Origin of the sequence: Polaromonas sp. UBA4122, from assembly GCA_002381615.1 — a bacterium.
Taxonomy (GTDB): Bacteria; Pseudomonadota; Gammaproteobacteria; order Burkholderiales; family Burkholderiaceae_C; genus Polaromonas.
Window position 1 is genome coordinate 1 of sequence record DFWY01000100.1, and the last position, 3,283, is coordinate 3,283.

At 57.4% G+C, this 3,283-nt stretch carries 2 protein-coding genes and 1 pseudogene; all 3 read right to left on the reverse strand.

Going from position 1 to position 3,283, the window contains the following annotated elements:
- Nucleotides 1-252: 252 nt before the first annotated feature.
- Nucleotides 253-540, reverse strand: coding sequence for a hypothetical protein (locus tag B3F77_RS13310; RefSeq protein WP_293605411.1), 288 nt, complete (start codon nucleotides 538-540; stop codon nucleotides 253-255).
- 352 nt (nucleotides 541-892) lie between these two features.
- Nucleotides 893-2,302 (reverse strand): DHA2 family efflux MFS transporter permease subunit, encoded by a 1,410-nt coding sequence (locus tag B3F77_RS13315; protein WP_293605412.1) that lies wholly within the window; start codon nucleotides 2,300-2,302, stop codon nucleotides 893-895.
- A 95-nt stretch (nucleotides 2,303-2,397) separates the two neighbouring features.
- Nucleotides 2,398-2,514, reverse strand: a pseudogene (locus B3F77_RS21120) (IS30 family transposase); the annotation flags it as partial.
- Nucleotides 2,515-3,283: the final 769 nt, after the last annotated feature.

Here is a 3,283-nt window from a genome sequence, read left to right on the forward strand (position 1 = left end):
CAAGGCAGCGGCACCTACTTCTATCCATGGTCGAGAATGCCCGCTCGGTCCCCCGGTCACGGTCGGCAACGGACACCACGCGGCCACCGGCGTCAAACGAGCGACCGTTACCTTGCTTTCTTAAAGAAAGGAACCATCGCTGTTACTACACCGCACCCAGAAAGCTCGGATCAAAATCCGCGTGCTTATTGATCAGCTTGAGCAGTTGAGCCGGCTCACTGCCGACCAATTCCTTGGCATGCATTAGCGCTGTCAGATGGTTATGCCAACTCCGGTGATAACTTGCTTTCTTAAAGATAGGAGCTGTGCAATCTTGCAGACCGCAATAGTGTCTTGAGCAGGGTTGAAAAAGCAACCTGAATGCTGGCCGAGCCGGACGCCCGAATTCCGTCCGCACTTCAGCCCTGGCGGCATAAGCCGCATTGGGGTTGGGTTAAGCTGCCCCCGCAGCGTGATCCGTGCAACAACGCCCTGCTGGTCACAAGAATTGAAGTAGGAGTCCTGCAGGAAGAGTGGCATATTGACCAGCGCATCGCGCATGTCATTCAGCGCTCTGACGAATCTATCTATGGTTCCTTCCGAACCGTCTGGGAAATTGGAGTTAGACACCACTATTGAATCAGCTGACTTGGGGCCAACCGTTTCAGAGGATCAGAAAATTTCCCACTCATCTGCTTGAGCTTTGGCTGTTGGCGCTGTTTTTGGGTACAGAAGAGGATGCGGCCAGAGTGGGAGTTGGCTTGTGGCTGCTCACGGGCTTGGCTTTAGGTGCAGAACTACCAGCTTCTTGGGGGGGACGACTGGTCGCATTATGTCGCCCCGCCACGATGGCCGGGCTGCGGACGGCCAGCAATGACGCTGGCCCTCCTGCGGGATTGATGCGCAGGTTGCGTCAGGCGGCATGCGACGCGCCTTGGCTGACTGCATTCCCGTCACCAGATCGCAGTGTCCAGAACGATAGCGACGATAGCATGGTCAGCACGCCCAGTGTGATAAACGCATGGTGCAGCGCACTGCTGACGGCAAAGCGATCGGTTTGTGGCACATTGCCCAGGTACCAGGCTGTCACCAGCGATCCGCTAGCAAGGCCAAAGCTCATCGAAAGCTGCTGCATCGAACTGGCAATGGTGCTGGCCATGCTGGTGTCCTTCCCCTCGATGTCAGCATAGGCCATCGAGTTCATGCTGGTGAACTGTAGCGAGTTGAAGAAACCCTGTGCCAGACTCAGGAGCACGATGGATAGCACTGGTGTGCCGGAGACGACGAATGAAAACAGCGTGACGGTCACGCCGATCATTAGCGTGTTGACGATCAACACCTTGCGGTAGCCGTAGCGGGCCAGGATGCTAGCGGCAATCAATTTCATGCCCATTGCCGCAGCGGCCATCGGCATCATCAACAGCCCCGACTGCCAAGCGGGCAGACCCAGCCCCAGTTGGTACAGCAGAGGCAGCAAAAAGGGCATCCCGCCGAGGCCGAGTCGCGTCACGAACCCACCAACCACCGAGACGCGGAAGGTGCGCACTCGAAACAACGCCAGGCGCAACAGTGGATATTCCGTGCGGTTTGAATGCACGCCGTAGGCGGCGAGCAGACTGATCGCAATGAACAACAGGATCGCCGCCGACGTTGCGTCCAATTGATGTTCGCCAAATACTTCCAGAAGCCACGACAGCAATGCCGTGCCGCTGCCAAACAACACCAACCCGACGATGTCGAGCGGACGCGACGTGTCGCTGCGGTAGTCAGGCATGTAGCGGTGAATTAGCCACTGCGCCGCCAAGCCGACCGGCACATTGACAAAGAAGATGTCGCGCCAGGACAGCCAATGGACGATCAGGCCGCCGACGGTGGGGCCAAGGAGTGGCCCGATGAGCGCCGGGATGATGACGAAGTTCATCGCCACCAATAATTCGGACTTTGGAAAGGTTCTTATCACGGCCAACCGGCCGACGGGCATCATCATCGCCGCACCCATGCCCTGAAGCACGCGCGCAGCCACCAGCATCGGCACGCTAACCGAGATGCCGCACAGGACTGACGACAAGGTGAACAGCGCCACGGCCCAAGCGAACACGCGCCGCGTGCCGAACCGGTCCGCCATCCAGCCACTCACGGGTATCCCGACCGCCAGGCTCAGGATGTAGCTCGCGACGACGCCCTTCAGACTCAGCGGGGTTACGTGCAGGCTCGCGGCAATCGACGGCACCGCGGTGTTGACGATGGTTGAATCCAGTTGCTCCATGAAGAGGGTTGTGGCCACAACCCAGGGCAGGTAGCGTTTGACGGTTGCGTTGTCCATGATCCGATTGTGTAGTGTCGATACGCCAACTGGACCCCAGCGAAATCGTATTGATGAAAGTCCTCGGGTTGTGAAAATCATCTAGCTTGGCGGATTCAAGTCTGAAGTACAACCGATTGATTATGCAGTTGTAGCTGCTCCATAAAAACTTCGTGTGGTGTTCTGTAGCCGAGGCATTTTCTGGGCCGGTGGTTGAGACGATGCATGGCCAATTCCCCCCCCCTTTTTGGTGATGAGTTCGAAGGCCTGTTGCCACCGACATGTTTTTGACCCACGTGCCGACATTTCATTGCCCCGGAACGATATGTCTGGAACCGTTGCCGGTCCTGGGTTTGCGGACTATAAACATGGGGCAGTCAAAATCGGCAGCCTGGCTCAATTTCGTAGTGGCGCCAACAAACTGTCGCAGAATGGGCTGGGTTGACCTGCGCTAGTCACACAATGTGTCGTGCTGTGCTATGAGCTCAACCAGTCCACCATCCGGCGTCCACTTAGCGTGGTGATCATCTGCACGAAGCGATACGGGTCCGCCACGACGTTGCCGATGCACTCAGCCGGGCGCCCGAGAGGATGGGCTCGCATCGCCGCCAGCACCGCATCGGCCGCTTCCGGTTGCGAAAAAACTGGCGCCCAAAGGACGAGGCCACAATCGCCGACACACTCATGCGTCTGATGATACGATGAGATGCCAGTGCTCTTCCACCCGATGACATGGGGCATTCGACTTTTGTAGAGTCACCAAAGGGCAGAGTCGCGCAGAGAACCCAGGTGCCTGCGCGACTGGCGCTTGCGCAATACGAGTATTGTCCACACAACGATCATGCAGCCCACGCCGAAGACCAGCAACTCCCACACTCTGAGGCTTCGGCCCAACAATGTGGGTCCGAACAAAATCACAATAGCGAGTACCGCAAGCACAGTAATGATCGAGAGGACAGTTTTGAGCACAGGTTTAAGGGGAATGGCACTTACTTAAGCCCC

What these genes read in the sequence shown, in the direction of transcription:
- B3F77_RS13310 (WP_293605411.1), bottom strand. Translation starts at nt 540, where the DNA reads ATGCGCGATGCGCTGGTCAATATGCCACTCTTCCTGCAGGACTCCTAC.
- B3F77_RS13315 (WP_293605412.1), bottom strand. Translation starts at nt 2,302, where the DNA reads ATGGACAACGCAACCGTCAAACGCTACCTGCCCTGGGTTGTGGCCACA.